This is a genomic window from Caballeronia sp. LZ034LL, assembly GCF_031451215.1.
Taxonomy (GTDB): domain Bacteria; phylum Pseudomonadota; class Gammaproteobacteria; order Burkholderiales; family Burkholderiaceae; genus Caballeronia.
On record NZ_JARUXR010000004.1, the window covers coordinates 436,789 to 457,078 of the forward strand.

18 protein-coding genes are annotated in these 20,290 nt (G+C 64.7%); 12 read left to right on the forward strand and 6 right to left on the reverse strand.

Annotation, left to right across the window (positions count from 1 at the left end; all coding sequences use genetic code 11):
- Window positions 1-209: 209 nt before the first annotated feature.
- Complete coding sequence (locus QCE83_RS29340; RefSeq protein WP_309819481.1) at window positions 210-1,388, forward strand: L,D-transpeptidase; 1,179 nt, start codon at window positions 210-212, stop codon at window positions 1,386-1,388.
- Between the two features lie 28 nt (window positions 1,389-1,416).
- Here the strand turns inward: QCE83_RS29340 and QCE83_RS29345 are convergent, their stop codons facing one another.
- Together QCE83_RS29345 and QCE83_RS29350 are read right to left on the reverse strand one after the other, a co-directional pair.
- The gene (locus QCE83_RS29345) at window positions 1,417-2,298 is read right to left on the reverse strand and encodes a DMT family transporter (RefSeq protein ID WP_309819483.1); all 882 of its coding nucleotides are present in this window, start codon (window positions 2,296-2,298) and stop codon (window positions 1,417-1,419) included.
- Window positions 2,299-2,388: 90 nt separating this feature from the next.
- Complete coding sequence (locus QCE83_RS29350; protein ID WP_309819485.1) at window positions 2,389-2,574, reverse strand: hypothetical protein; 186 nt, start codon at window positions 2,572-2,574, stop codon at window positions 2,389-2,391.
- 176 nt (window positions 2,575-2,750) lie between these two features.
- Between QCE83_RS29350 and QCE83_RS29355 the strand changes: the two genes are divergently transcribed.
- Complete coding sequence (locus QCE83_RS29355; RefSeq protein ID WP_309819488.1) at window positions 2,751-3,530, forward strand: DeoR/GlpR family DNA-binding transcription regulator; 780 nt, start codon at window positions 2,751-2,753, stop codon at window positions 3,528-3,530.
- A gap of 40 nt (window positions 3,531-3,570) precedes the next feature.
- Here QCE83_RS29355 and QCE83_RS29360 read toward each other — a convergent pair whose 3' ends face one another.
- A complete protein-coding gene (locus QCE83_RS29360; protein WP_309819490.1) occupies window positions 3,571-4,341 on the reverse strand; it encodes an alpha/beta hydrolase in 771 nt (256 codons plus the stop codon).
- Window positions 4,342-4,629: 288 nt separating this feature from the next.
- On the opposite strand from QCE83_RS29360, the gene phnS reads away from it, so the two are divergent.
- From phnS to QCE83_RS29385, 5 genes are all read left to right on the forward strand, one after another.
- Window positions 4,630-5,703 carry a 2-aminoethylphosphonate ABC transporter substrate-binding protein gene (phnS, locus tag QCE83_RS29365; protein WP_309821168.1) on the forward strand — a complete coding sequence of 358 codons (1,074 nt, stop codon included), beginning with the start codon at window positions 4,630-4,632 and terminating at the stop codon, window positions 5,701-5,703.
- Between the two features lies 1 nt (window position 5,704).
- Complete coding sequence (phnT, locus tag QCE83_RS29370) at window positions 5,705-6,766, forward strand: 2-aminoethylphosphonate ABC transport system ATP-binding subunit PhnT (RefSeq protein WP_309819493.1); 1,062 nt, start codon at window positions 5,705-5,707, stop codon at window positions 6,764-6,766.
- Window positions 6,744-7,670: a 2-aminoethylphosphonate ABC transporter permease subunit gene (gene phnU, locus QCE83_RS29375; RefSeq protein WP_309819496.1), complete on the forward strand. Its 927-nt coding sequence runs from the start codon at window positions 6,744-6,746 to the stop codon at window positions 7,668-7,670. The genes phnT and phnU overlap by 23 nt, the downstream gene beginning before the upstream one ends.
- A gap of 49 nt (window positions 7,671-7,719) precedes the next feature.
- Complete coding sequence (phnV, locus tag QCE83_RS29380) at window positions 7,720-8,484, forward strand: 2-aminoethylphosphonate ABC transport system, membrane component PhnV (protein ID WP_309821169.1); 765 nt, start codon at window positions 7,720-7,722, stop codon at window positions 8,482-8,484.
- 258 nt (window positions 8,485-8,742) lie between these two features.
- A complete protein-coding gene (locus QCE83_RS29385) occupies window positions 8,743-11,196 on the forward strand; it encodes a glycogen/starch/alpha-glucan phosphorylase (protein ID WP_309819498.1) in 2,454 nt (817 codons plus the stop codon).
- An 11-nt stretch (window positions 11,197-11,207) separates the two neighbouring features.
- Here the strand turns inward: QCE83_RS29385 and QCE83_RS29390 are convergent, their stop codons facing one another.
- The 3 genes from QCE83_RS29390 to QCE83_RS29400 all read right to left on the reverse strand — a co-directional run bounded on the left by QCE83_RS29390 (window position 11,208) and on the right by QCE83_RS29400 (window position 14,367).
- Window positions 11,208-11,615, reverse strand: a complete 408-nt coding sequence (locus QCE83_RS29390; RefSeq protein ID WP_309819501.1) for a DUF6232 family protein — start codon at window positions 11,613-11,615, stop codon at window positions 11,208-11,210.
- Between the two features lie 114 nt (window positions 11,616-11,729).
- Entirely contained in the window at window positions 11,730-13,826 is a 2,097-nt protein-coding gene (locus QCE83_RS29395) for a TonB-dependent receptor (protein ID WP_309819503.1), read from the reverse strand.
- Window positions 13,827-13,992: 166 nt separating this feature from the next.
- On the reverse strand, window positions 13,993-14,367 hold the full coding sequence (locus QCE83_RS29400) for a DUF2946 domain-containing protein (RefSeq protein ID WP_309819504.1): 375 nt from the start codon (window positions 14,365-14,367) through the stop codon (window positions 13,993-13,995).
- Window positions 14,368-14,572: 205 nt separating this feature from the next.
- On the opposite strand from QCE83_RS29400, the gene QCE83_RS29405 reads away from it, so the two are divergent.
- The 5 genes from QCE83_RS29405 (at window position 14,573) to QCE83_RS29425 (ending at window position 20,278) form a co-directional block, all read left to right on the forward strand.
- Window positions 14,573-14,866, forward strand: a complete 294-nt coding sequence (locus tag QCE83_RS29405; RefSeq protein WP_309819506.1) for a hypothetical protein — start codon at window positions 14,573-14,575, stop codon at window positions 14,864-14,866.
- Between the two features lie 100 nt (window positions 14,867-14,966).
- Complete coding sequence (locus QCE83_RS29410; protein ID WP_309819508.1) at window positions 14,967-15,260, forward strand: metalloregulator ArsR/SmtB family transcription factor; 294 nt, start codon at window positions 14,967-14,969, stop codon at window positions 15,258-15,260.
- A gap of 55 nt (window positions 15,261-15,315) precedes the next feature.
- Window positions 15,316-16,377, forward strand: coding sequence for an alkene reductase (locus tag QCE83_RS29415; RefSeq protein ID WP_309819511.1), 1,062 nt, complete (start codon window positions 15,316-15,318; stop codon window positions 16,375-16,377).
- 507 nt (window positions 16,378-16,884) lie between these two features.
- Window positions 16,885-18,579, forward strand: coding sequence for an aspartate-alanine antiporter (aspT, locus tag QCE83_RS29420; RefSeq protein ID WP_309819513.1), 1,695 nt, complete (start codon window positions 16,885-16,887; stop codon window positions 18,577-18,579).
- 58 nt (window positions 18,580-18,637) lie between these two features.
- Window positions 18,638-20,278 (forward strand): bifunctional aspartate transaminase/aspartate 4-decarboxylase, encoded by a 1,641-nt coding sequence (locus tag QCE83_RS29425; RefSeq protein ID WP_309819515.1) that lies wholly within the window; start codon window positions 18,638-18,640, stop codon window positions 20,276-20,278.
- The last annotated feature ends 12 nt before the right edge of the window (window positions 20,279-20,290 follow it).

A 20,290-nucleotide genomic window follows, 5' to 3' on the forward strand; every position in this document is an offset into this window, starting at 1 on the left:
GATTGCAGCTTGTGCGATCGCCCGGAATGAACCTTGCTGCGCCTTGACTGACGAACCATTGGAATGGCGGCTAAGCCGGTGCCTCGACCCCACCGGCTTTTTCGTCGCTATGTGCGCGTGTCCGCAAGGCGGGGGCGTGCTTCCATCGACCGAAGCGGCGCGTCTGCGGACCGTCCGCGCAATCCAGTCAAAGCGGAACACTCATCTCGATGCATCAGGCAGGAAAGAGCAAGACAAGGAAGAAGAGCATCATCGGCGCACGGTTTCTGGCAGGCGCGCTGATATTGAATGCGGTATCGGCCGTGGCGCAGGGACCGCTCACGCAAGAACGCGCGACGGCGCCCGCCGCGCCCATGCCGCCCATACTGCCCGAGGCGAGCGCACCGGGCGCCGCCAGCGCCCCGGCGCGTGCGCTTCCCGCGATGCCTGTGCCGGTTCCGGAGCCTGCGCCTCCCGCTGCTTCCGGTGCTGCTCCGGCAAGCGCGGCCTCCGAAGCAGCTGGGGCAAGCGCAGCCTCGGCGGCCAGCGCCGCCAGCGCGGCTTCCGAAGCGCAAGTGCCGGAAGTGCCGCTACCGCCGGAACCGCCCGAGCCGAACCTCGCGCAGCGCACCGGCATGCCGCCGGACGGCGCGTTCGCGATGCGTCAGGCCTATGCAAAGGAAGTGAGCCGCCGTCTGACCGTGCCGGCCGTGGACCAGCAGGCCTATGGCCGTCTGCTGCAACATCGGCTGGCTGAAGAAGGTCACGGCGATCTCGCCAACGAGTACGTCGTGCTGGTCGACCGGAGCCCGAACGTGCAGGCGCTCTTCGTCTACTTCCGCGCGCGGCCCGACGACGCATGGTCGATGATCGGCGCATCGCCGGTATCGACCGGCCGCCCCGGCACCTACGATCACTTCCTGACTCCGCTCGGCGTGTTTCAGCACGTGCCCGGCAACATGGACTTCCGCGCCGAAGGCACCTTGAACGAGTACCAGATCCGCGGCTACGGCGCGCGCGACATGCGCATCTACGATTTCGGCTGGGCCGAAGGCGAACGCGGCTGGGGCAAGGGCGGCAAGTCGCCGATGCGCTTCCAGATGCACGCCACCGATCCCGAGAAACTCGAACCGCTGCTAGGCATGCGGCATTCGAAGGGCTGCGTGCGCATTCCGTCGACGCTCAACACCTTCTTCGACCATCACGGCGTGCTGGATGCGCAATACGAGGCGCGCGCCGCCGAGGGGCAGTCGATGTGGATCCTGAAGGCCTCGCGCAAGACGACGCCATGGGCGGGCCATTATCTGGTCGTCATGGATACCGGAAGGAAGGCGCGGCCGGCGTGGTCGCCGGGTCCGGGTAAGGCCGTGCGCGAACACATTCCTGCGGGCGCGGATACGGTCGACTGAGCGCGGCGCGCATCGTACTTCGGGCAGGCTATTTCGAGCGCGCCAGCAGCACGCCGGCCAGCGCCACGCCGAAGCCCGCGAGCTGCAGCGCGCCCAGCGTTTCGCCGAACAGCAGGTAGCTTTCGAGCGCGGCCAGCGGCGGCGCGAGAAACAGCAGCGCAGTCGCGCGCGACGCATCGCCGCGCCGGACCATCCAGACGAGCAGCGTGGTCGCGACGCCCGACAGCATCACGATGCCCCACAGCAGCGAAACCCAGGTGATCGTCGATGCAACGAAGCGGTGCTCGCCGAGCGCGAGCACCAGCACGAGCGCGACCACGGCCGCGCCGGCATTCTGCAGTGCGCTGGCGCTGCGGATATCGGATTGCGAGAGCGAGCTTTTCTGGTACAGCGTTCCTGCCGTGATCGCGAAGATGGCAAGGACCGCCGTCGTCACGACGAACCATTCGGGCGCATGAGCGGCCCCATGTGCTACCGGCGCGCCGCTCGCCGCGATCTTCGGCGCCAGCACGAGCGCGACGCCGAGCAGACCCAGCAGCAGGCCGCCCCAGGCACGCGGGGAGAGGCGTTCGCCGAACAGGCGCGCGGCGACGGCCGCGGTCAGCAGCGGTTGCAGCGCGCCGAGCAGGGCCATGATGCCCACGCCCAGCCCTTGCGCAATCGCCCAGTAACCCGAGCCGAGATAGACGCCTTGCAGCAGCGCGCCCGCGAACAGATGCCGGCCGATATCACGCCCTTTGGGCCAGGGCGCACGCGCGGCCACGGCGAGCACGATGAACAGCAGCGTCGTGCCGGAGAAGCGCACGAGCAGATACATGTTCGGGTCGACGTAAGGCGTGATGGCGCGCGCCACGATGAAGCCCGTCGACCAGAGGAACACGAAGACCGGCGCGGCGAGTAGCGAGAACATGGAGGTGGACGACGAAACGGAATGCCGCAGTATCGTCGCTTCGGCGCGGGCGTGTCTTGTCTGGCCGTGCAACGCGGATCGCGGAACGCTTCAGTCGAGCGAAAAGGTATCGAGCGGCTGGTTGGCGCGCGCCTCGCCGTCGAGACGGCGCGTCAGTTGCGCGTGCAGGCGCCTGGCTTCGTCGAGCGTGAGGTCGATCCAGTAGGGATCTCCGGCGGCGTCGTTGAGCCGCTCGGGCGGAAACTGAATTTCGATGACCACGCCTTTCTTGTACATCCGCCTGCCTCGATCAAATGCTTTGCGAAGCCTGGGAGTCTAGCGGACGAAGCCGCCCGCATTGCCAACGCAGCGGAAACAATCCGTTGCGCGCTCGGGCCGGCGTGCCGCCTTGCCAAGGATTTGCCACATAAGGCCGCTAGACTCCTCACGCTGCCTTATTCCGACCACACACAATGCTCCCCGAACAACGCCATCACTACATCCTCGATGAACTCGACAAGCACGGCGTGCTTGCGGTCGCGGACGTCGTGCGCGCGCTGTCGGTCTCGCGCGAAACCGTGCGGCGCGATCTCAACACGCTCGCCGGGCGCGGCCTGCTGACGACGACCCACGGCGGCGCGCTCTCGGCGGAGCGGCGCGAAGCGCATCTCGATATACGAGAAGGGGAGAACGCGGCGGCCAAGCAGGCTATCGGCGTGCGGGCCGCGGCGTTCGTGCCGGACGGCGCTTCGGTGATCGTCGATTCGGGCAGCACCACGCAGGCCGTGGCGCGGGCGCTCGCGGACCGGCATCGGCTGACGGTGTACACCAACGACTGGCGCATCGCGCTGTTGCTGGCGCGGCGCAACGGCAACCGGGTGACCGTGCTCGGCGGCGAACTCGCCGATGCCGAGGACGCCGCCTTCGGCCTCGATACGCTCACGCAGCTCACGCAGTATCACGCGGATTTTGCTTTCATCGGCGCGGGCGGGATCACGCAGGACGCCCATCTCACCGACTATTCGCGGCTGGCCGCCGAAGTGCGCGGCCGGATGATCGCATCGGCCGCGTGCGCGATCGTGGTGGCGGACTGCTCGAAGTTCGGACGCGTCGCGCCGGTGCGGATCCGCGGCTTCGAAACGGTGCGCTACCTGGTGTGCGAAGTGCCGCCGGAGCGGGCCATGCAGCGCGCCATCGCGTCGAGAGGACCGCAAGTAGTGCCGGTCGTGGAGCCCCGTCCGGCGCGCGCATGACCCCGGGAGCGGCCATGACCGGCCGGGGCCATTGCCTACATCACTCCTTGACGCTCTGCGTCGCGGCGGTTTCGATCAGCTTCGCGACTTCGGCCGGATGCGACATGAAGGGCACGTGGCTCGACTTCAGTTCGATCGTCTTGCTGCCCGCCCGCTGGGTCATCGAGCGTTCCAGTTCGGGATTGATCATGCGGTCCGCGGTCGCGATGACGCCCCAGCTCGGCTTGGTCCTCCAGGCGGCCTGCTTGATCGGCGTGCCGAAGTCCTTCGCGTTGGGCATCACTTGCGAGATGGCCATGAAGTTGGTTTCGGTGACGGGAAGATCGGCTGCGAAATCCGCATGGAAGCGGGCCGGATCCAGATACAGATAGCCGTCCGGCGTGACCTTGATGGAATTGCTCGCGGGCGGCGTCTTCTTCGACAGCGAAGCAGGCGATTCACCCGCGTCCGGCTCGAATGCGGCCACGTACACGAGGCCGGCGACCTTGTCGTGATTGCCGGCTTCGGTCACCACGGCGCCGCCGTAGCTGTGGCCGACCAGGATGGCCGGGCCGTCCTGCTGGTCGAGGACGCGGCGCGTGGCGATGACGTCATCTTCGAACGAGGTTTCCGGCTCCTGCACGACGGAGACCTTGTAGCCGTCGTGTGCAAGGATCTTGGCGACCGGCTGCCAGCCGGAACCATCGGCGAAGAAGCCGTGGACCAGGACGATGTTCTTGATCGGTGTGGCGGGCGCCGCCTGGGAGGCCATTGCGCCGAGTGACAGCATCACGCCGGCTGCGGCGCGGGAAAGGGACAAGGAAACGCGCATGTTCATGCTCCAGATGAGTAGGGAAGCGGCGGTTCTTCGGTACAACGGACGGCATCGTACGTGGGCGCGAAATGCATCGCAAGGCATCGGGGGCGCTTGAAGGGCGAAGTTCGTTCGGCGCGGATGGATCACAGGTTCGGTGCATTGTTTGGGCGCCGCAAGGTTGGCGAAAAGTGCCGATTATTGGCAAATCGTGGTGCGTTCACGTCGATGTCACGGTTATCTGCAATTCTCCGGTTCGAGGTTGAAACCGCCTCGAATCCTCCCGACATGAGAGAGCTCACCACCATGACCCGCGATTTGCGCCTTGCGCGCGCCGTGCTGCCGGCGATCGCCGCTGCAGTCAGCCTGTTTGCCGCGATGCCCGTGCACGCCGCCGAAGCCGTCGTTCTCTATACCGCCGACGGTCTCGAGAACCTCTACAAGGATGTGCTGCCTGCGTTCGAGAAGAAGGAAGGCGTGAAGGTCAACATCGTCACGGCGGGCAGCGGTGAAGTCGTGAACCGCGCGACCGTGGAGAAGGATGCGCCGAAGGCCGACGTGCTCGTCACGCTGCCGCCGTTCATCCAGCAGGCGCAGCAGGGCGGCCTGCTGCAGCCGTACGCGAGCGTGAACTACAAGAACGTTCCGGCGATCGCGAAAGCGCAGGACGGCGCGTGGGCCACGTTCGTGAACAACTACTTTTCGTTCGCGATCAATCCCGACGTCACGAAGAACGCGCCGCGCACCTTCGCTGACCTGCTGCATCCGAACTACTCGGGCAAGATCGCGTATTCGAATCCCGCCACGGCCGGCGACGGCATGGCCGTCATCATCCTGACCTCGGCATTGATGGGCGAAGACGCCGCGTTCAGCTATCTGAAGAACCTCGAGCAGAGCGCCAAGTTCCACACGAAGGGCACCGGCTATCTCGACGTGCTGCTCTCGCGCAACGAGATCGCCTTCGCGAACGGCGATCTGCAGATGGACCTCGACGACGCCGCGAACGGCGGTCTCTCGATCAAGCCGCTGTTCCTGTCGCACAAGGCCGGCGAAGCGCCGACCACGTTCCAGCTGCCGTATGCGATCGGCCTCATCAAGAGCGGTCCTAATCAGGCCGAAGGCAAGAAGCTGATCGACTATCTGATGTCGCCGGAAGTGCAGGCGAAGGTGCCGGACATCTACGGCATTCCGGGCCGCACCGACGTGCCGCTCGCGGGCAAGAACGGCGAGGCCGTGAAGCAGGCCATCGCGGGCGTGAAGCTGATTCCGGTCGACTGGAACCAGGTCATGGCGAAGAAGGCCGGCTGGACCGAGCGCTGGAAGAACGAAGTGATCGGCAACACGGGCAAGCAGACCGAAGTGGTCAAGCCGAAGTCGTAACGTGAACGCGATTCCCCGCCACACAGCGGGCGTCGATGCGACGCCCGGCGTGCAGATCGACCGGCTCACGGTGCGCTTCGGTGCGCGCACCGTGCTGGACGATCTCTCGCTGCATATCGAGCGCGGCGAGTTCCTGACGGTGCTCGGCAAGAGCGGCTGCGGCAAGACCACGCTGTTGCGCTTCATCGCGGGCTTCGTTGCCGCCGATGCGCTGGCCGGCCGGCTGTCGATCGCCGGCCGCGACCTGACGCACGCGCCGCCGCACCGGCGCAATCTCGGCTTGCTGTTCCAGAGCTATGCGCTGTTTCCGCATCTCTCGGTGTTCGACAACGTCGCCTTCGGTCTGCGCGCGCGCCGGCTGGCGGGCGGCGAGATCGCACGCCGCGTCGCCGATGCGCTCAAGCTCGTGCAGCTGTCCGATGCCGGCCATGTGATGCCTGCGCAACTGTCGGGCGGCATGCAGCAGCGTGTGGCGCTGGCGCGTGCGCTGGTCATCGAGCCGGACGTGCTGTTGCTCGACGAGCCGCTGTCCGCACTCGATGCCAACCTGCGCGCATCGGTGCGCAGCGAACTGAAGGCGCTGCACGAGCGCCTGCCGAACCTGACGATCGTCTGCGTGACCCACGATCAGGACGACGCCCTCGTGCTCTCGGACCGCACGCTGTTGATGCGCGATGGCCGCATCGCGCAGCTGGGCGCGCCGCGCGAACTGTATGACGCGCCGAACGATGGCTACGTCGCGCGCTATCTCGGTGCGGCGAACCTGCTGCCGCCGCGCGTGGTGTATCCACTCGGGCATCCGCGCCATGAGGAGCGCGAGCGGCTGGCGTGCATCCGTCCGGAAAGCTTCAGGATCGCGCCGCTGGGCGAAGGCCGCCTGCACGGCACGATTGCGTCCGTCGAATGGTATGGCGCGGCGTTGTCCATCTCGGTCGCGCTCGATGCGTTGCCCGGCGAGCCGGTGCTCGTCGCGATGCAGCGCGGCCACGCCCGCGCGCCGGAGCAGGGCGCGCGCGTCTCTTTGAGTTTCGAGGCTGACGATGTCGTCCTTGTTCGTCCCTGACAGCGTCGCGCGCGACGAGCCCCTCGGCGACGCCGAGCTTTCCGCGCAGTTCGCCGCGCATGCCGCAGCGGCGAAGCGCCGGGCGCGGCGCGCACAGTGGCATCTGCTGTTCATTCTCGTGGTGGTGCTCGGGCCGCTCGTCGTCTATCCGCTCGCGCGCCTCGCGATGCTGAGTGTAAGCGGACCGCAAGGCTTCACGCTGCATGCCTATACGGCATTCTTCGGCAATCCCGAAACGCGCGGCATGATCGGCACGACGCTCGGGATCCTGTTCGCCAGTGCGAGCATTGCTTCGGTGCTGGGCGTCGCGCTCGCCTCGATGCTGTTCTTCAGGCCGTTCGCGGGCGCGCGGCTGCTGACGCGCTTCCTCGAATTGTTTGTCGCGTTTCCTTCGTTCCTCGTGGCCTTCACGCTGATCTTTCTGTACGGCTCGCAGGGTTCGGTGAGCATCGGCCTGCAACGGCTCTTTTCGCTCGATGCCACGCCGCTCGACTTCCTGTTCGGCATCGGCGGCGTGATTTTGGCGGAAGTGGTGTTCTATGCGCCGTTCGTCGTGCGTCCGACGCTCGCGTCCTATGCGACGCTCGATCTGCGTCTCGTCGAAGCGGCCCGCAGCCTCGGCGCGAACGGCTGGATGGTCGCGCTGAAGGTCGTGCTGCCGCTCGCGTGGCCGGGCATCGCGGCGGGCACGGTCCTGTGCTTCCTGCTGACGCTGAACGAGTTCGGCATTCTGCTCGTACTCGGCAGCGCGCATCTGATCACCTTGCCGATCGCCATCTACAGCGCCGCGACCGTCGATCTCGACCTGCCCACCGCGGCCGCCGGCGCGGTCATGATGCTGCTGATGTCGCTGTCGCTGCATGGGCTGTACCGGCGCGCCGAACGCCGCTCGAAAGGACGTTGACATGCAGCTTGCCCTTGCTTCGCGCTTCAGGCCCGGCGCCGTCCTGAGCATGCTGGCGACGGCATGCGTCGCGCTGCTGTGCTTCTGGCTGTTCGTGCTGCCGGTGGGCGTGGTCGCGCTGTCGAGCGTCGCGTCGCACTGGTCCGGCACGATCCTGCCCGACGGCTACAGCACGCGCTGGTTCGCGCGCCTCTCATCCAGCGACTTCGACGCCGTCATCACGAGCCTCGAAGTCGGTGTCGGAGTGGCGGTGCTCGGCACCGCGCTGGGGCTCTGGCTCGCGCTCGCCCTGGAAGGACGCGACCGGCGCGGCCTCGGCGCACTCGTCGATGCCGTCGCGATGATGGGCAGCGGCGTGCCGAGCGTCGTGCTTGGTCTCGCGGTGCTGATCGCGTATCACAAGCGTCCGCTCGACCTCTCCGGTTCGGCGGCCATCGTCGTGCTGGTGCAGCTCGCGCTCGTGCTGCCGTTTTGCTATCGCTGCGCGGCCGCGGCGCTGCGCCCCGAGCTGACGACGCTGCGCGAGGCGGCCGCGAGTCTCGGCGCGCCGCCGCGCATGGTGCTGTTGCGGGTCGTGCTGCCGCAACTCGTGCCGGCGATCCGCGCCAGCCTGGCGCTGGGCTTCGCGCTGTCGCTCGGCGAACTGGGCGCGACGCTCACGGTGTATCCGCCCGGCTTCGCGACGGTGCCTATCGTCGTCGTGGGGCAGGTCAATCGCGGCTACTATCTGCCGGCGTCGGCGTTATCGCTGATCCTGCTCGGCATCTCGCTTGCCGCGCTGCTGCTGATCGCCGCGCGGACCCCGCGTCGTTGAGAAGCATGCCAATCATACGGATGGCGAAGTAATTATTTCCCTCGCGCCAAGCAGGGCGAGGGCGCTGATCAGCAATTCCCGGGCCTCATTGCGGTGCACGAGCCGTCATACCAAAAACAATAAAACTGGCGTAACCTGCACGTTCAGGCGCGACCGCACCCGCGCGGAACGGAGCGATAGCCGGTAAATGCGTCCAGTCGGTGAACTCCGGATGCGCTTTCGCGGTCGCTGCATATGATGCAATAACCGGAGGTTTCGATGACATCCGTCGACCTGGAATTCGACCAGCTCAATAGTACTGTCGATGCGCTCAGGCGCTCCATCTCGAACCGCCTGATGTACGGCGTGGGCAAGGATGCGGTCACCGCGCAGCCGCGCGACTGGCTGCATGCCGTCGAACTGGCGGTGCGGGACCGCCTCGTGGCGCGCTGGATGCGCACCACTCGTCTGCAATATGAACAGGACGTGAAACGCGTCTATTACCTGTCGATGGAGTTCCTCATCGGCCGGACCTTCACCAACGCGCTGCTCGCGCTCGGCATTCACGACGAGGTGCGTGACGCGCTTGCCGGTCTCGGCGTCGATCTCTCCGCGCTGGAGGATCTCGAACCCGATGCCGCGCTCGGCAACGGCGGCCTGGGCCGTCTCGCCGCCTGCTTTCTCGACTCGATGGCAACCGTCGGCGTGCCCGGTTTCGGCTATGGCATCCGTTACGAGTACGGGATGTTCCGCCAGACCATCGTCGACGGCAATCAGGTTGAAATGCCTGACTACTGGCTGCGGGCGGGCAATCCGTGGGAGTTTCCGCGCCCGGAAGTGGTGTACACCGTGCATTTTGGCGGGCGTACCGTGCAGCATGAAGACCGCACTGACTGGATCGATACCGAGCACGTCAATGCGATGGCGTACGACACGGTCATCCCCGGCTTCGCCACGACCGCGACGAATACGCTGCGCCTGTGGTCCGCGCGCGCGACCGACGAGTTCGATCTCTCCGCCTTCAACCAGGGCGATTATCGCCGTGCGGTGGAAGCGAAGAACACGTCCGAACACGTATCGCGGCTGCTGTATCCGGATGATTCGACGCAAGCCGGCCGCGAGCTGCGGCTGCGCCAGGAATACTTCTTCGTGTCCGCGACGATGCAGGATCTGATCCGCCGCTATCAGCGCACGCATACGCATTTCGGGCGGCTCGCCGAGAAGGTGGCGGTGCACCTGAACGACACGCATCCGGTGCTGGCGATTCCCGAACTGATGCGCCTGCTGGTGGACCGTCATCATCTGCCGTGGGACAAGGCGTGGAAGCTGATCCAGCAGATGTTCTCGTACACGAATCACACGCTGATGCCGGAAGCGCTCGAGACGTGGGACGTCGAGATGCTCGCGCGGCTGCTGCCACGGCATCTGGAAATCATCTTCGAGATCAACGCGCAGTTCCTGAAGCAGGTCACCGAGAAGTTCGGCCGTGACGTGGAGCTGATCCGCCGCATCTCGCTCGTCGATGAATACGGCCAGCGCCGCGTGCGCATGGCGCATCTGGCGATCGTCGCAAGTCACAAGGTGAACGGCGTCTCGAAGCTGCACTCGCAACTGATGGTGCAGAACATCTTCTCCGACTTCGCGCGCATGTATCCGGAGCGCTTCACCAATGTGACGAACGGCGTCACGCCGCGCCGCTGGCTGGCGCAGGCGAGTCCGTCGCTGTCCAGCCTGATCGACAAGCGCCTCGGGCCGCGCTGGCGCACCGATCTCTTCGAACTCGGCCGGCTGCGCGAATGGCGCGACGATCCCGAATTCCGCAAGGCATTTCATGACGCGAAGTTCGCGAGCAAGCTGCGGCTCGTCGAACGCGCGAAACGCGATGCCAATGCGATCATCAATCCCGAGGCGCTGTTCGACCTCCAGGTGAAGCGGATCCACGAGTACAAGCGGCAGCTGCTCAACATCCTGTATGTGATCGTGCGCTACAACCGCATCCGCGAGAATCCGGAGAAGGACTGGACGCCGCGTGTGGTGATGTTCGCGGGCAAGGCGGCGTCGGCGTACAAGATGGCGAAGAACATCATCAAGCTCATCAACGACGTCGCGAAGAAGATCAACGCGGACCCGCTGATCGGCGATCGCCTGAAAGTGGGCTTCATCCCGAACTATGGCGTGAGCGTCGCGGAGCTGATCATTCCGGCAGCGGATCTCTCCGAACAGATTTCGATGGCCGGCACCGAAGCATCAGGCACCGGCAACATGAAGCTGGCGCTGAACGGCGCGCTGACCATTGGCACGCTGGATGGCGCGAACATCGAGATCTGCGATGCGGTGGGGCGCGAGAACATCTTCATCTTCGGCAACACGACCGACGAGATCGAGTCTTTGCGCGCGGCGGGTTATCGGCCGCGGCAGATCTATGAAGAGAACCCGGAGCTGAAGGTGGCGCTCGACCAGATCCGCCTCGGGCACTTCTCGCCGGAAGAGCCGCACCGCTTCTACGACATCTTCCACACGCTGGTGGACTGGGGCGATCACTACATGGTGCTCGCCGACTTCGACAGCTTCGACAAGACCCAGACCGAAGTCGATCTCAAGTTCCGCGACAAGGACGCGTGGACCCGGAGCGCCATCGAGAACGTGGCCGGCATGGGCATTTTCTCGTCGGACCGCACGATCGCGGAGTATGCCCGCGATATCTGGCACGTCGAGCCGTTGCAGATCACCTGACTCCGTGACGATCAGCTCTGCGGCTTGACTGCCGCAGAGTTCGCCGCGTGCTTCGCGACCGCCTCGGCGACCAGCGCGGCCACCTTGTCCGCGAAGTCCTGATCCTTGGTGATGAGCACTTCGCGCTCGCCGTCGGGCGTCGCGACCATCAGTTGATAGATGACGTCCTGCGTGATCCAGGTCAGGTAGCCGACCACGACGATCATGATGCCGAGCACGAGCGCCGCGCCCGAGCCGGTGAAGATGCCTGCGCCCAGCACCACGAGCCCGATCAGCGCGAAGAGGATCGGCAGCGGCTTCTGGCGCGGAATCATGACGACGCGCGCCGCGCGCAGTTCGCGCAGCGGGATCATCTGGCCCGAGGCCGACAGGCCCGCGCGCGACAGCGTGACGCCGCGTTCGTTGAAGGGAGTATCCATAAGCGTTGCGTAGAGTATCCGACGACCGGTGAAACCGGGCAGGTTACCAGACCGCGCGGTCCGGCGGCGTGTGCCGTATCGACACGGGCCGCCGGATCCGCCACGCGGAACGGCCTAGAAGGCGTAGCGGACGCCCGCAAAGACGCTGCGTCCCTCGCCCGGATAGAAGATCGCGGTCGATGCGGTGCGAGCGTCGGCGACCGTGCTGATGTCGCTGACATAGCGCTTGTTGGTCAGGTTGCGCGCGTCCAGGAAGACCGACAGCCCGTTTTTGAAGTCCATGCCCGCCTGGAGGCCGAGCAAGGTGTAGCCGGGCACGCGCAGCGTGTTGGCGTCGTCGGCCCAGGCGCCTGCCGGCACCCAGTCCACCGATGCCGACATGTGAAACCCGTTGGGCCGCGAGTAGCCGAGCACCGCGCGCATCACGTTCACCGGCACGCCCGCGATGCGGTTGTTGCCGTACACCGGATCGTCCTTGAAGCGGAAGTCGCTCAGGTTCCACACGCCGGAGAGCGTCACCTTGTCGCCCGCGCCAGGGCTCGTCAGGTTGCGCAGTACGTCCACCGACACGCCCGCTTCGACACCTTGCAGCACGGTCTTGTTCGCGTTGAAGGTGGAGGCGGGGATGTCGGGGCTCGTCGTGTATTGCAGCAACTGATCGCGCACGATCGAGCGATACGCCGTCAGGTCCCAGCTCACGCGGTCGCGCGTGCCGCGCGTGCCAAGTTCCAGCGTCCACGCATGTTGCGCGCTCAGCGGCGTGAATTGCGTCGTGTTCGAGAAGGTCTGCGTCAGGTCGCTGAAGTCGGGCACGTCCTGGCTGCGCGTGATGTCCACGTACGCCTGGATCTCGCGGTTCGGCTGCCACAGCAGGCCGAGCTTCGGATTCACGCCGCTGAAGGTCTCGCTGGTTGACTTGTAGGTCGGGTCGGCGGCGAGTCCGCCATGGTCGACATACTGGCGCACGTCGCGCAGCGCCTTGAAGCCCGCCATCAGCGCGACGGTCGGCAGGAAGAACAGGCGGTCTTCCACGTAGGCCTCGTAGTTGTAGGCGCTTTGCGTGGAATCGAGCGTCTGCGTGCCTTCGTTGCCTGAAACGTTGACGTACTGCCGCGCCTGCGTATTGCCGCCGAAGAAGCGCGCGCCCGCGATCACGTCATTGCGCATGCCGCCCAGATTGAGCGTCGCCGTATAGCGCGGCGCGATGCCGTAGGTCCAGCCGTCCTGATCGAGGACCTGGAAGATCGGGTGATAGAGACTCTTGTGTATCGCCCAGGTGACGACGTCGAGCTGACCGACATCCAGCTTCACGCTCGTCTTGTTGGCGATGCGTTCGGTGCGCGTGTCGCGTGACTGATCGCCGGACAGCGCGCTCGGCGCGGCCTTGGTGGGATTGTTCAGCGCGTCGCTCAGGGAGAGCGTGCCCGGCATGTCCTGATCGACGACATAGACGCCCAAGTAGAAGCGCGTCTCGACCTCCGGCGAAAAGCGGTAGCCGATGTTCGCGTTGAACTGCTCGTATTGCCCGCGTTCGTGATCGCGATAGCCATCCGCATGATTCACCGAAAACGTGCCGATGAAATCCAGCGGCCCCAGCACGCGTGAGAACTGCGCGCTGCTGCGCACCGTGCCGTAGCTGCCGCCTTCGAGTCGCAGGATGTTCGGCGCTTCGGCGGTGCGGGCGGTCGGCGTGATGAAGTCGATCGCGCCGCCCTGCATCGACGAGCCGTACGCGAGGCCGTTGCCGCCCTTGTAGACATCGACGGATTGCAGCGCGATGGGGTCGATCTGATAGTAGTCGCCGCTGCCGTCGGCGAGGTTGGTCGGAATGCCGTCCTGAAGGATTTCGAGTCCGCGCGTGTGATAGGTACGCGCGATGCCCGAGCCGCGGATCGACAGCCGCAGTTCCTGGCCATAGCGGTTCTGCACGAACACGCCGGGAACGTCCTTGAGCACATCGCGCAGGGTGAAGGCGTAGGTGTTCTGGAAGTCGTCGCCATCGACGAAACCGACCGAGCCGACGGTCTCGAAGAGCTTGCGTTTGTCCTGGGCGACGCTCTGCGACGTGAGCGACTGATCGGACTGTCCCTGCACGATCACGGCAGGGAGCGTGGCGGTGGGCTCGGGCGTCGTCTGGGAAAACGCACGCGAGGCAAACAGCAGGCTCACGCCGGTGGCGAAGGCGCTTCTTCTGGCGAGGGCGTATTTCATTGTTTCGCCTCCACGAACGTGGAAGCAGGCGAGGTCGGCGCGCTGCCGCATGGGATCGGGCACAGGTGCATGGTTCTTCTCTGATATCGGTCGTGAAAGATCGCGCACGCGCACAGGCGTGCGAATCCGTTCGATGCCGCCAGGGCATCGCGTCATGGGAACGAGGTCAGATCAGAACGGGCGGGGCGCGTGGCTGCGCCGGTGAGAAGTGCGTGGCGCGCCGCGTGTCGCGCGCAGGCGCGGCCGCGACGGATTGCCGCGCTGGAAGATCCAGCGAGAACGCCAGCCGTGCGGCCGGCAAGACAGGCGCATGCGCGAAGACATGACAGTAGCCGCAGGCCTGGCCGTCGAGGTGCGCGGGGGCGTCGGAGCCGTGAGGCTCGTCCGCCAGTTTCGCGTGCGCCGAGCACAGTTCCGCAGTGAAGTCCGCCGCATGCGCCTGCGCCGCGAGCAACTGCGAGATCGCCGGGGCGAACGTGATCAGCAGCATGGCGAACAACGCCAGCAGTGAACCCGTTCGTTGATGGAGGCGACGGCGCATCGTGATCGGAAGTAAGGAGGGAAATCGTGACGGCGGCGATTATGCCATCGGCTACTTGGTATTACAGAACAAATTGCCCGGAAATTCTTGGAATAAATACGGTGCGTGAAACGGTGCATGCCATTGCATGTGCGGCACAGCGCACCGAGACGTCTGGCTCGCTGTGGCAGCGTGCTCGCAGGAAGCTCACGGCACGGGAGGTCGCATGAACGTGCGCACGGTTTCGTTGTGCTTGGCCATGGCATGCATGACCGGGCAGGCCGCCGCCGACACGCTCACACGCGCGGACGGCGGCCGCTACGTCGGACAGGTCGTGAACGGCAAGGCCGACGGTCAGGGCGTCGAAACGCGTCCTGACGGCAGCATCCTCAAGGGGCGCTTCGCCCGGGACGCCTTCGTCGAGGGCACGATGCGCTCGGGCGGCTGGGTCGTGCCGTTCTCCGCCTGTCATTCGACCAATGCCGGCGCCGCCTCCACGCCTGAGATTGCGGATCGTTGAAGCATCGGCACTTGCATATCGTAAATTCCCGATATAAACTTCGACGCAAGACGATTTCGGACGCATGCGCATCCGTTTCGTCAGACGCAAGAGCACCGAAATGGACATCGACGCAATTCACAAGGCCCTCGCCAACCCCCTTCGCCGCGAGATTCTCGAGTGGTTGAAGGAGCCGGAGCTGCATTTCCCTGATCAGGAACTGCCGCATCTGCACGGCGTATGCGCGGGTCAGATCGATGGGCGCTGCGACATGTCGCAGTCCACCGTTTCGGCGCATCTCTCTGTTTTGCAAAAGGCCGGACTCGTCACCACGAAGCGCGTTGGACAATGGGTGTTCTTCAAGCGCGATGAAGCGGTGATCCAGGCGTTCCGCGATTCCCTCGCGAAGCTCTGAGCAGGGTGTTTCGCCCGGCGCAGTCCAGCTTCAAACTTATTTAGGATGCCATTACATGACGACTCTCTTCGATCCGCTCAAGGTAGGCGCGCTTACGCTCAAGAACCGCATCATCATGGCCCCGCTCACGCGTCAGCGTGCCGGTGTCGAGCGTGTGCCGAACGCGCTGATGGCGCAGTACTATGCGGACCGCGCATCGGCCGGTCTGATTCTCAGCGAGGCCACTTCGGTGACGCCGCAGGGCGTCGGCTATGCCGACACGCCGGGCATCTGGTCGGATGAGCAGGTGGAAGGCTGGAAGCTCGTGACGAAGGCCGTGCACGATGCAGGCGGCAAGATCATGCTGCAACTCTGGCACGTGGGCCGCATCTCGGATCCGGTGTTCCTCGACGGCGAGCTGCCCGTCGCGCCGAGCGCCATCGCGGCGGGCGGACATGTGAGTCTCGTGCGTCCGCAGCGTCCGTTCGTGACGCCGCGCGCGCTCGAACTGGATGAGATCGCCGGCGTGGTCGCTGCCTTCCGCAAGGGCGCGGAGAATGCGAAGCGCGCGGGTTTCGACGGCGTTGAAGTGCATGGCGCGAACGGCTATCTGCTCGACCAGTTTCTGCAGGACAGCACCAACAAGCGTACCGATACCTACGGCGGCGCGATTGAAAACCGTGCACGCCTGCTGCTCGACGTGGTCGACGAGTGCATCGACGTCTGGGGTGCGGACCGTGTGGGCGTGCATCTTGCACCGCGCGCGGATTCCCACACGATGGGCGACAGCGACCGTGCCGCGACCTTCGGTTATGTGGCGCGTGAACTCGGCCGTCGCAAGATTGCGTTCATCGCGGCGCGCGAGCATGAAGCAGGCGACAGCCTCGGACCGCAACTGAAGAAGGCGTTTGGCGGCGTGTATATCGTGAACGAAGGGTTCTCGAAGGCGAGCGCCGAAGCGATCATCGCGCGCGGCGATGCCGATGCCGTGGCCTGGGGCAAGACGTTCATTGCGAACGCGGATCTGGTGCGCCGCTTCGAGCAGGACGCCGCGCTGAACGACTGGGACACCTCGACGTTCTACGCGCCTGGCGCGAAGGGCTATACGGATTATCCGCTGCTCGAAACGGCGGAATGACCACGCATTGAAAAACCGAAGAACGACGGCGCGCCCCGTCGTTCTTCATTGCTCGCGCATCGAGCGCAAGCCAGTTTCATCCTCCCCGCCATTCGGCCTGTCTTTCCGCGCGCATCAGCGTGCGCGTCCCTGCCTCCGCCTCCCCCTCTCCCGAGTAGTTGCCTCAACACCCAAAGCGCTCATCGAAGACCGTCAGCCAATTGCCGCTCGCAAAAAATTGCGGACTTGTTAGGGACAATTTCGAAAATTGGTGTATTGGTGACCCGTCGAGATGAATCCGTGCTCGGCGCAGTCCCACGCCAATGAACGGCTCACATACGCCCGGCAAGACGCAGAAAGATTGCGTCGAGTTGTGCGTGTTTTGTCGTCGGTCAAGCTGCGCTTCATTTCGAGCGGACGGTTGAAACTTCGTCCATATAATTCAGGCGATTCAAATGATCGTGCTGATTTTCTGCCGTTCTTAGTCGAAAAAACGGCAAAGCAGCTTCGACTTGACAAGGAACGCTTATGTCTTGGCTTACTGCAACACTGCGTAGTTATCCTGAAATCGCCGTATTTCTCTCATTGGGCATTGGTTACTGGGTCGGCGGAAAAAGCTTCAAGGGATTCAGTCTCGGCGCGGTGACCGCGACCCTGCTCGCCGCCATTGCCGTAGGCCAGCTCGGCATCACCATCTCACCCAACGTCAAATCCGTTTTCTTCCTGATGTTCCTGTTCGCCGTCGGCTATGGCGTCGGGCCGCAGTTCGTGCGCGGCATCGCGAAGGACGGGTTGCCGCAGGCGTTGTTCTCCGTCATTCAGTGCGTGTTGTGTCTGGCCGCGCCGTGGGTCGCCGCGAAGATCGCCGGTTATGACATCGGCTCGGCGGCGGGACTGTTCGCGGGCTCGCAGACCATCTCGGCTTCAATGGGCCTCGCGACCGATGCCATCAACCGCCTCGGCCTGCCGCCCGAGCAAACCAAGGCGATGCTCGACGCCATGCCTACCGCTTACGCCGTGACTTACATCTTCGGCACGATCGGCTCGGCGCTCATCCTGGCGATGCTCGGGCCACGGCTTCTCGGGATCGATCTGGTTGCGGCGTGCAAGGAGTACGAGAAGCAACTCGGCGGCGGCGCGGAGCTGGGTGGCGACGGCTCGGGCTGGCATCAGTTCACGTTGCGCGCCTATCGCGTGCAGGAACATGGCCGTGTCGCGGGTCTGACGGTCGCGCAGGCAGAAGCGCTGGAGCCCACGGGCGCCCGGCTCTTCATCGAGCGGATCCGGCGCGGCGGGCAGATCCAGGACGCGAAGATCGACGACGTACTGCAGGCCGGCGACGTGGTCGCCGTGGTCGGACGGCGCGATCAGCTGGTCGAGATTCTCGGCGGCGGCGTGGCGACAGAAGTCGACGACGCGGAACTGCTCGCCGTGCCGGTCGAAGGCGTCGATATCTACGTGACGAACAAGGCGCTGGAAGGCAAGACGCTCGGCGAACTGGCGCATTTGCCGGGCGCGCGCGGCGTGTTCATCCGCAGGATCAAACGCGGTGCGACCGAAACGCTCATTCCGGTGCTGGCGAACACGAAACTGCATCGTGGCGACACCGTGACGGTGGTCGGGCGCACGCAGGACACCACGGCCGTCGCAAAGGCGGCCGGCGTGATCGACCGCCCGAGCGACGTCGCCGACATGGCGTTCACCGGCCTGGCGATCACGCTTGGCGCGCTGATCGGTGCGGTCGTCATCCACGCGGGCGGCATTCCGATCACCCTGTCGACCGCGGGCGGCGCGCTGATCGCGGGCATTGTCTTCGGCTGGCTCCGCGCGATTCACCCGACCTTCGGACGGATCCCGTCTCCGACCCTGTGGTTCATGAATTCGGTCGGCCTGAACGTGTTCATCGCCGTGGTGGGCATCACCGCTGGCCCGGGCTTTGTCGCGGGACTCGAGAAGCTCGGCGTGAGCCTCTTTCTGTGGGGCATCTTCGCGTCATCCGTGCCGCTGATTCTCGGCATGTACATCGCGAAATACGTCTTCAGGTTTCATCCGGCGATCCTGCTCGGGATCTGCGCGGGCGCGCGGACCACGACGGCCGCGCTCGGCATGATCTGCGATGCCGCGAAAAGCCAGGTGCCGGGCCTCGGCTACACGGTCACCTACGCGGTGGGCAATACGCTGCTGACCATCTGGGGGATGGTGATCGTCATGCTGCTCTCGTGAGCGTGCCACACGCCTTTTCAAGTTTCATCGAGTTGATTTCTTTTTCTGGGGGTGTTGGATGGCCAAATCTTCAAAGCCGGCTCGCGACGATCGTGCTGCGATGGCAGCGCTCAGCCCGTTCGAACTCAAGGACGAGCTCATCAAGGCCGCGGGCGGCAGCGCGGTCGAGCGGCCCGCCAATCTCGCGATGCTCAATGCGGGCCGCGGTAATCCGAATTTTCTTGCGACGATTCCGCGCCACGGCTTCTGGCAACTGGGCCTCTTCGCGATGCGGGAGTCGGAGCGTTCGTTCGCCTATATGCCGGAAGGCGTCGGCGGATTTCCAAAGCGCGAAGGCATCGAGGAACGCTTCGAAATTTTTGCGCGCGAATTTCACGGAACGCCCGGCATCAGCTTCCTGGCGGGCGCCGTGTCCTACGTTCGCGACCAGCTCGGCCTGAATGCGGCTGATTTCCTGTATGAAATGTGCGAAGGCATTCTCGCCTGCAACTATCCCGTGCCGGATCGCATGCTGACGCTGTCGGAGAGCATCGTCGAGCAGTATCTGCGGCGCGAGATGATCGGCAAGCATCCGTTCGTCGGCGAATTCGACGTCTTCGCGGTGGAAGGCGGTACCGCGGCGATGACCTACATCTTCAACACGATGCGGGAGAATTTCCTGATCAAGCCGGGCGACACCATCGCGCTCGGCCGGCCGATCTTCACGCCTTACATCGAAATCCCGCGCCTGAACGACTACAAGCTGAACGTCATCAACCTCGATGCCGACGTGAAGAATCGCTGGCAGTACTCGAAAAGCGAGCTCGACAAGTTACGTGACAAGAAGGTGAAGGCGTTCTTTCTCGTCAATCCGAGCAACCCGCCGTCGGTGAAGATGGATGAGGCGAGTTTGCAGTACATCGCCGAAATCGTGAAGGAGCGGCCTGATCTGATTCTGCTCACCGACGATGTCTACGGCACCTTCGCCGACGACTTCGTGTCGCTCTTCGCGCTGTGCCCGAAGAACACCATCCTGGTCTATTCGTACTCGAAGTACTTTGGCGCGACCGGCTGGCGGCTTGGCACGATTGCGACGCACCGTGACAACGTGCTGGACGAGCAGATCGCGGCCTTGCCGAAAGATGCGCGGGCGATCCTGCACGAACGTTACGAATCGATCACGACCGAGCCCGACAAGCTCAGGTTCATCGACCGTCTCGTGGCGGACAGCCGGACCGTCGCGCTGAATCACACGGCCGGCCTCTCCACGCCACAACAGGTGCAGATGGTGCTGTTCTCCCTGTTCTCGCTGATGGACACGCCCGATGCCTACAAGAACGCGCTGAAGCGTCTGATCCGCAGCCGCAAGGCGGCGCTCTATCGCGAGATCGGTGTTGCGCAGGAAGCGGAAGACGAGAACCAGGTCGACTACTACACGATCCTCGATCTCGAATACATGGGTGGGCGCGCGTACGGCAAGGAATTCGTCGACTGGGTGCTCAAGAGCGTGCAGCCATCCGAAATGCTCTTCGAGCTTGCGAAGGAAGCGCGCGTCGTTCTGCTGCCGGGACGCGGCTTCGGGACGCCGCATCCTTCGGGCCGCGTGTCGCTCGCCAATCTCAACGAGAGCGACTACATGCAGATCGGCCGCGCGATTCGCAAGCTGATGGATCGATACGTCGAGCGCTTCAAGAAGGAAGGCGGCAAGACGGCGAAGTAATCGACATTTCCA

What these genes read in the sequence shown, in the direction of transcription:
- QCE83_RS29340 (WP_309819481.1), top strand. Translation starts at nt 210, where the DNA reads ATGCATCAGGCAGGAAAGAGCAAGACAAGGAAGAAGAGCATCATCGGC.
- QCE83_RS29345 (WP_309819483.1), bottom strand. Translation starts at nt 2,298, where the DNA reads ATGTTCTCGCTACTCGCCGCGCCGGTCTTCGTGTTCCTCTGGTCGACG.
- QCE83_RS29350 (WP_309819485.1), bottom strand. Translation starts at nt 2,574, where the DNA reads ATGTACAAGAAAGGCGTGGTCATCGAAATTCAGTTTCCGCCCGAGCGG.
- QCE83_RS29355 (WP_309819488.1), top strand. Translation starts at nt 2,751, where the DNA reads ATGCTCCCCGAACAACGCCATCACTACATCCTCGATGAACTCGACAAG.
- QCE83_RS29360 (WP_309819490.1), bottom strand. Translation starts at nt 4,341, where the DNA reads ATGCGCGTTTCCTTGTCCCTTTCCCGCGCCGCAGCCGGCGTGATGCTG.
- phnS (WP_309821168.1), top strand. Translation starts at nt 4,630, where the DNA reads ATGACCCGCGATTTGCGCCTTGCGCGCGCCGTGCTGCCGGCGATCGCC.
- phnU (WP_309819496.1), top strand. Translation starts at nt 6,744, where the DNA reads ATGTCGTCCTTGTTCGTCCCTGACAGCGTCGCGCGCGACGAGCCCCTC.
- phnV (WP_309821169.1), top strand. Translation starts at nt 7,720, where the DNA reads ATGCTGGCGACGGCATGCGTCGCGCTGCTGTGCTTCTGGCTGTTCGTG.
- QCE83_RS29385 (WP_309819498.1), top strand. Translation starts at nt 8,743, where the DNA reads ATGACATCCGTCGACCTGGAATTCGACCAGCTCAATAGTACTGTCGAT.
- QCE83_RS29390 (WP_309819501.1), bottom strand. Translation starts at nt 11,615, where the DNA reads ATGGATACTCCCTTCAACGAACGCGGCGTCACGCTGTCGCGCGCGGGC.
- QCE83_RS29395 (WP_309819503.1), bottom strand. Translation starts at nt 13,826, where the DNA reads ATGAAATACGCCCTCGCCAGAAGAAGCGCCTTCGCCACCGGCGTGAGC.
- QCE83_RS29400 (WP_309819504.1), bottom strand. Translation starts at nt 14,367, where the DNA reads ATGCGCCGTCGCCTCCATCAACGAACGGGTTCACTGCTGGCGTTGTTC.
- QCE83_RS29405 (WP_309819506.1), top strand. Translation starts at nt 14,573, where the DNA reads ATGAACGTGCGCACGGTTTCGTTGTGCTTGGCCATGGCATGCATGACC.
- QCE83_RS29410 (WP_309819508.1), top strand. Translation starts at nt 14,967, where the DNA reads ATGGACATCGACGCAATTCACAAGGCCCTCGCCAACCCCCTTCGCCGC.
- QCE83_RS29415 (WP_309819511.1), top strand. Translation starts at nt 15,316, where the DNA reads ATGACGACTCTCTTCGATCCGCTCAAGGTAGGCGCGCTTACGCTCAAG.
- aspT (WP_309819513.1), top strand. Translation starts at nt 16,885, where the DNA reads ATGTCTTGGCTTACTGCAACACTGCGTAGTTATCCTGAAATCGCCGTA.
- QCE83_RS29425 (WP_309819515.1), top strand. Translation starts at nt 18,638, where the DNA reads ATGGCCAAATCTTCAAAGCCGGCTCGCGACGATCGTGCTGCGATGGCA.